Source organism: Psychrobacter sp. AOP5-GZ1-6 (genome assembly GCF_052376345.1).
Taxonomy (GTDB): Bacteria; Pseudomonadota; Gammaproteobacteria; order Pseudomonadales; family Moraxellaceae; genus Psychrobacter.
In genome coordinates, this window is the sequence record NZ_JBQSVP010000149.1 from 1 (window position 1) to 7154 (window position 7154).

A 7154-nucleotide genomic window follows, 5' to 3' on the forward strand; every position below is an offset into this window, starting at 1 on the left:
TAAAATTTATTTGAGTACAAATTATTTATAAAAAACAAGGAAAGTATTAATGTCAGATTTTACTTTATGCTCCGCTACTGAGTTTATCAATCATAGCAATCTGAACATTAATGATCCATTTGAGTTTGGATACTCCTCTATATCTGTAGCTTACTACAAGCAAGCGAACTTGGAACGAGAACAAGGTAATGAAGCTTTAGCTCATGCGTTACAGCTTGCCTCAGATATCTGCTCAATGGCAATCAATCCAAGTAGTCCTAACGACCCTTTTAAAGCTGGTACAACTTACTCTGATGGAAATACTATTCAGCGATCAGCAATCCCAGATGATTTAACAAGCGAACAGCTAGATTTCATAGCAGAAGTTTATACTGATATAACAGACTCAATGATCAGAGCTCGCTTTGCTGACATACTCTGGTTACGCGCAAGTCCAAGAAAAGTCGATTACGCACAAGCTGCTATAGAAAGCTATATGCAACTTCCGATCGACCCTGAGACATGGCATCCTGATATAAAACAGTGCTGGGAGCGGTGTATTCAGTTAGCTAGACAGACAAAAGATCGTCAAAAAATGCAAAGTATCGAGTCAATACTAAAAATTGCTTTTGAAAAACATTATTCAAATAGCCCTTTTATGAATCTCTGGCTTGGTGAAATGATTGGACGTCATCATCTGCTTAGAGATGAGTTGACAAGAGTTGCAGAAGAGCTATATGGTCATGGCATAAATCTCTTAAATTCAAACAACTACTGGCAAGCTCGTGAACATCTTGATGTAGCTGAAAAGTTTTTTAAAGCTCAACAAGAAGATGATAAGTGGCTAAACTGTTTGCTTTTATCAGCTGAATGCTTCGTACTTGAAGGCGACTCTCAAGTAACGAATAATATTCAAGGTCAAATGGCTGCTAATCATAGCTATGAAAATGCTTTGCAGGCTTATCGAAAAGTTCCAAAAGTAAAGAGAAGTTTGTACGATGTTAATGAAAAGATGGATTACGTCAGAGATAAGATTATTGAAACAGGTCACAACATATTAGATGAAATGCCTGTTTTTCAGCTACCTAGTGTTGATATAACTGATACCGTTAAGGCGTCTATAGAGCATGTATCAAACAAGCAAGATCTAAATCATGCTCTACTGTGTTTTACTGGCTTCCCCGCCCCTATCTATAAAGACCTGCGATCTCAAGCCTTAGAAAGTCATCAACAGTATTTCCTGAGTAGCTTGTTTAGTAGCATTCATTATTCTGGAGATGGACGAGTTACTGCTAAAACTCCAGCATTAGGTCTTGATTACAAAACAGAAGAAGAAAGCGAACCAGCAATATTTAATAAAATGATTCAAGACTTTCAATTAAACATGCAGTTTATGGTGCAAGGAAGCATTGTCCCAGCGTTAAATCAAATTCTTATGGATTTTAGAGTAACAAAGGAGTACTTAATACAGCTATGTGAACTTTCACCTATAGTTCCTGAAGGTCGAGAGTATCTTTTGGCTAGCGCTTTATGGAGCGGTTTTGAGCACGACTTTAGAAACAGCATTCATTTACTTGCTCCTCAAGTCGAACATATAGTGAGAATTTGTTTAAAAAATAATGGCGTTCATACTACCACTATTGGTAAAGGTGGTATTGAAAATGAAAATGGTTTATCAACATTGCTCAAGCATGAGCAAGCTGAGGAGATATTAGGTGAAGACCTACTGTTCGAATTAAAAGCTGTCTTCACCGAATCTATTGGCGCTAACTTACGCAATGATGTTGCTCACGGTTTATTGGATGATCAAAGCTCTGGCTCTCAAGTATCGGTTTATGCATGGTGGATGATTTTGAGATTGGTAGTTAGGTCGCTATTCGACCCTAACACATCTAATATTGAATAAACTGTTTTAGTCTAAAGTCTAAGTGCGTCATTTACAGAATAATCTGGTACACCCAAAAAGTACCCCTTCATCGTCATCCGATCAAAGCTATACACATGAGCATGAGGCGCTTCTTTACAGCGTCCTACTAGCGGCTGCTTTTGATCAGGTTTACCTTGCGCCAATATGATTGTTCCCGAACAGATGGGACAAGTAGCAGTAAATTCTGTCACTCTAGCGACGTTTAGCTTGTCTTTGTCCCTGTACATCTCGATGTCAGCATTATCAACATTCACGTTGGCAAAAAACATAGGTGCTTTGATCACACGATAATAAGGCAGCAAATATAAGGGCATAAAAAAATAGCGCCAGCTGATATAAGCAAAGGGTATCATTGCACTAAATAAAATAGCCTGCCACAAGCTAACTGTAGGCAAGTCATCCAGCAGTAAGAGCACCAAAAAGGCGTATATCGCTATTAAAACATCGAATACAAATACTGCCAGCAGTAGTAGCATGAGAGATACTCCTCTCACGCTCAACATTTTAAGCTCGCCTTGTTTAAAAAACAGATTGGTAAATGATGATGGTTTAACATCGGATGCAGCTTTGCGCTCGTAAGTGATACTGCTTATATCATCAACGCTTTCGATATCATTGTCAGTATCAACATTAACTAAAGCCGCCTCATTTATATTCTCTATTGCTTCATTTTCTAGGGCTCGAATATCCATCCATAGTAACGTCTTGTTTTTCGATCCGCCCCCTGAGGCCGATGTGACAATTATTGGCTCATACCCTAGATTGATAAATGCCTTTTTACAGTCCGGCTGATCATCAATAAATGCTTTTAAAGTCGCCTTTAACCTTGTCGTTTTAACTGCATTTTTAGCAGTCTGACTGTCTACGCTTGTTTCATGGATATTTTTTGCTTTGGCATAAATTTGCTGTCTTGATAGCTTTTCGGGCTCAAACGCTTCATCCGAATACTCAATTTTTCTTAGCTGTTCACTGACGATAATGTTTAAATACTTATCCCAAAGCGTATCACGAGGATAATTTAATAGCTGGTCATGCAATTCATTGAATACTACTAAATGCTTGTTTTTCATATAAATATACCGATTAAACCCCTATTAACATCCCTATAGCAGCCTGTTTTAAAGCTAAATTTCATCGCATAGTTACCTCACTCCTAACCAACTAACAAGAGGATGGTAACTATGTCAATGTCAATCGCTGTTAATGAGCAAAAGCAAATCGTCAATGTTAAGCAAGTCGAGCGAGGGCTAGCTTGTATGTGTTTTTGCTTTGAGTGCGCGGAGCCTGTGGTGGCTCGTAAAGGTGAGAAGAATGAGCACCATTTCTCGCATCTAAGTAATAAAGAAAGCTGTACGATTCACCCTGAAAGTATCCTACACAAGTTTGCTAAGCAAGTCATTATGGTAGAGAAATATTTAACACTACCAGCACTACCTGATGATGAACACAATGAAGAAAAAACATGGCAGTTTGATCATTTGGTCACAGAACAAGCTATTGGCTCTATACGACCTGATCTAGTAGCGACTATCGATGACGAAATAATGTTTATCGAGGTGGCAGTAACATCATTTATCGATGCGGATAAATCTGCATTTATTAAGCAGCTTGGTATCAAGACAATAGAGATCGACTTGCGTGAGATTATTAAACAAGATATGGAGCTGCCAAGTACTGAAGCGAAAGACTACATTTTAGACTGTGTGAGTAATAAACAATGGGTATTCCCTGAAGCAAGTACTTTAACAGCACCTACTCTATCAGTTGAACCTACCTATAACTGCCAAACAATCACTGAAGAGGATGATAATGAAAGCTTTGATAAGGGCTATAGCACTTATCGCTTCACAATCAAGCACAGCTGGGTAGATGTGAGAGTATTTAATTCAGGCATGGTATCGGTGAAATGCGTGACCTATAACCACGATGTCATCGAAATATTAAAGCAGTGGCGTAACGAAGGCGGCGGCAAATATAACCAAAAATACAAATCATGGAATTACTTTAAGCCGTTTTCAGATACTGTCTTTGCTCGTTTGCAAGAAATGGATATGACGCCAAAGCAATAGCCAAAAGCCTAGCCACGTTTATTATATTTTACTTAGGAACCGATTATGAACAATACTATTTTACTACTCACTATACTTGTTGCTTTGGTTTTGCTGGTACTTGCCGTCCAAAAAATATTAGCGCAAAACAAAACTATTTTACAAAGCGAGCGTGATATCGCCAATATTCAAACCGCGATAACCCAGCAACAAGCTGATTTTGAGGTTGAGCTTGAACAAAAAGTAAAAGACGCTAAAAAGCGCTCTAATAACATGCAGCGTAACGTTCTAAAAGGTCAAATCGGTGAACAGTTCACGCCCTTCATCGCTGACTTTCCTTACAATCCATCTGATTGCCGCTTCTTAGGAGAGCCGATTGATTATATGATTTTTCAAAACCTTCATGCCTGTTCAGAAGGATTGGCTGATATAGAAGAAGTACAAATAATTATTGCTGAGGTAAAAACAGGTAATGCTAGACTTAATGCGCGTCAGAAAATTATCAAGCAAGCTGTTCAAAACGGTCAGGTCAGTTTCAAGGAGCTTCGAATCAAATATTGCGAGAACACTGAAAATATGACTGTTTTGACAAGCTAAACTATACTGCATGATCGTTATTTATGCTATCGTAGTCTATAAACCACAAAATATCGTTAAAAACGGCTGACTATGATTACCTATATTCGTTTCGATAATTTTTATTCTTACCCAGAAGCAACGGAAGTATCGTTTACGCTAGGTAAGCAGCCAACTGAGTCTAACTATGACTTTTATATTGATACTGAGCATGATCAGTATCGGCTCAATAAAGTCACAGCGATCTTAGGTGCGAATGGCTCCGGTAAGACGCAACTGCTCAAAGCAGTATCGTTTTTGCGCTGGTTTATTTGTGGCTCTACTAGTAGCCTTGATTCAGAAGACAATATCCCGTATAGCCCTTTTGCGCTGAACCAAAACAATACATCTGAATTTGAGATGGGTTTTTTACTCAAAAATACTGATGGTGTTTATGAAGAGTATCGCTATGAGCTAACGCTTAGCCAAAGCCGCGTGATCAATGAAGCGCTATATAAAAAGACCAGTCGCTTATTTAGCTACGTTTTTAGCCGTCACTATGATGGTGATGAGATGGTTTATAAGCATCGCAGCTTTGTCATCCCATCACTTGCAGATGACGTGAAAAAAAACGCCTCTTTGATCAGTTATGCCAATTTGCTTGATGAACCACTGGCAGAAGCAATCATTGAGATGTTGGAAGGCTATAAAACCAATGTCGTCTCAATGGGTAGGCTTGGCAGTCTTAGCCAGTCTATACCTGAGATGACTGAATTGTTTGCTAAGGATGATGGTTTAAAACAAACCGCTGAAAAGCTACTTTGTCAGTTTGATACGGGCATCGATGAAATTAATATAAAAAGCGTTATGATGGTCAATGAAGGAAAGCAGCAAGAAGTACTGCTGCCCTTTGGTGTTCATAAAGTCGGTGATGACTCATTTGAGCTTATGATTTATGAAGAATCTAATGGCACACAATCTGCTTATAGCTTGCTTGGCCTAATACTACCTGTGCTTAAAAATGGTGGCGTAGCTATTATCGATGAGCTTGATAACGACTTACACCCCCTACTATTACCCGCCATTTTTGATTTGTTTCGCTCATCGCATCATAACCCTCATAATGCTCAGCTTATTTTTAGTTGCCATACGCCCGAGGTGTTTAATTTGTTAAATAAGCATCAAATTTATTTGGTCGAAAAATACGAGCAGGCTTCAGAAGCTTGGCGGTTAGATGAGATGGAAGGGGTTCGTAATGACGATAACCTTTATGCGAAATATATGGCTGGCGCGTTTGACGCGATACCAAATCTATAAGGGGGTTGGGTTATGGCAAAGCGTAAACCTCGGTCAGTCAACAAAACTACCTTGCTTGTTATGGGTGAAGGTGAGCATGACAAAGCATTCTTGAGTCATATGAAAGGTATCTATCATGAAAGGCGCTCTGGCAGTAAAATTACTTTAGACTTTTCTAGTGGTGGCTCACCGCACGATATCATTAAAGATACAGTCAAAAAGAGCCGCCATGTTGGTTATGATAAAAAGTTTATTTTGATGGATAGCGACGTCCCTGTTAATCAACAAGATATTAAAGCCGCTAAAGATTCTGGCATTACAATCTTATATTCAAAGCCGTTATGCCTAGAAGGTATGTTGCTGAACGTGCTAGGCCAAAACACGTCCCATACTGCACAAAAATGCAAAAGTGCCTTACATCCACAATTGTCTGATAATCCTGCCCTACCAAAGAGCTATGAGCCTTTATTTGCAAAACCTGTACTCGATCAAAGCATTCATGCCACGATTAAACAGCTGCGCTCATTGTTAGGCAAGAAATAAACCGCCCTGCTCGCTAGAGTTAAGTAAATTAGTTTTTATTTTAGTAATATAGACTTATAGCACTAAATCGACTCAAGTATTTATTACTTTTAAAACTCAATTTTGTCGATGTTTGGGTCATTCATCGCCATTAATACCTGACCGGCTTCTTGAAGTGGTGAAGATTTAACCGTGTTTTCTATTGCGCTCATAGCCATCGTGATCAACTCAGGATTATCATTTTCAATCCCCTGATCAAGCCTTACGAACATCTCATCTATCACATGACGACGTTCTGCGAAGCGTTCTTTTAGATAAGACTCTAGAAACTCTCTTTGGTTATTGGACTTAGTAAGATGTACATTTTCCCATGCAGCTATCGCTTCACGTTTTGTATACTCAGTCTGACAGATAGTTTTATAATCTGCGTAAGCTTTAACTAGCATCTCAAACCCTTGATAAGCGCTAGAAGCTGGGTTTTTGGAACTTACCGTCTTAATAGCTTTCTTAGAGCTTGCTGTAATCACATCTTTCATAATGTTTATATTCCTTATTAGATTTCAAGATAGCCTTCACACTTGTAGCGAATATTTTGTACTGCTTCACCTTCATTATTTAAAAGAGGCTGATCTAAAATATTTTTTAGCGACTTACCTAAAGCAAGCATTGTCTGGAACGCTACTGGATCTGAATTATCATATACTTTGATTTTCTCAAAACGTTTAACCGTTTCGAGTAATACCATTTGAACTTCTAAAGCATTAGTCATGACAGCTTTGACGCCTACTTCCATTAATTCAATCGCGGCTATATTACAACTGCTTCTA

7 protein-coding genes and 1 pseudogene are annotated in these 7154 nt (G+C 38.6%); 5 read left to right on the forward strand and 3 right to left on the reverse strand.

All coding sequences use genetic code 11. The annotated features are described in order from the left end of the window. The first annotated feature begins 49 nt into the window (after positions 1-49). Positions 50-1885, forward strand: coding sequence for a DUF4209 domain-containing protein (locus tag ACT3RN_RS13600; protein WP_192520442.1), 1836 nt, complete (start codon positions 50-52; stop codon positions 1883-1885). A gap of 11 nt (positions 1886-1896) precedes the next feature. Here ACT3RN_RS13600 and ACT3RN_RS13605 read toward each other — a convergent pair whose 3' ends face one another. Next, positions 1897-2976, reverse strand: a complete 1080-nt coding sequence (locus ACT3RN_RS13605) for a hypothetical protein (RefSeq protein WP_109590305.1) — start codon at positions 2974-2976, stop codon at positions 1897-1899. A gap of 111 nt (positions 2977-3087) precedes the next feature. On the opposite strand from ACT3RN_RS13605, the gene ACT3RN_RS13610 reads away from it, so the two are divergent. The 4 genes from ACT3RN_RS13610 (at position 3088) to ACT3RN_RS13625 (ending at position 6348) form a co-directional block, all read left to right on the forward strand. Further along, positions 3088-3975, forward strand: a complete 888-nt coding sequence (locus tag ACT3RN_RS13610) for a competence protein CoiA family protein (RefSeq protein WP_170108268.1) — start codon at positions 3088-3090, stop codon at positions 3973-3975. Positions 3976-4020: 45 nt separating this feature from the next. Next, complete coding sequence (locus ACT3RN_RS13615; RefSeq protein WP_225739299.1) at positions 4021-4551, forward strand: Holliday junction resolvase-like protein; 531 nt, start codon at positions 4021-4023, stop codon at positions 4549-4551. A gap of 72 nt (positions 4552-4623) precedes the next feature. Next, positions 4624-5826 (forward strand): AAA family ATPase, encoded by a 1203-nt coding sequence (locus ACT3RN_RS13620; RefSeq protein ID WP_192520443.1) that lies wholly within the window; start codon positions 4624-4626, stop codon positions 5824-5826. Between the two features lie 12 nt (positions 5827-5838). After that, positions 5839-6348: a hypothetical protein gene (locus tag ACT3RN_RS13625; RefSeq protein WP_444518718.1), complete on the forward strand. Its 510-nt coding sequence runs from the start codon at positions 5839-5841 to the stop codon at positions 6346-6348. Between the two features lie 89 nt (positions 6349-6437). Here ACT3RN_RS13625 and ACT3RN_RS13630 read toward each other — a convergent pair whose 3' ends face one another. After that, a complete protein-coding gene (locus ACT3RN_RS13630) occupies positions 6438-6863 on the reverse strand; it encodes a hypothetical protein (protein WP_075101647.1) in 426 nt (141 codons plus the stop codon). Positions 6864-6880: 17 nt separating this feature from the next. After that, positions 6881-7154: pseudogene (locus tag ACT3RN_RS13635) on the reverse strand (hypothetical protein); the annotation flags it as partial.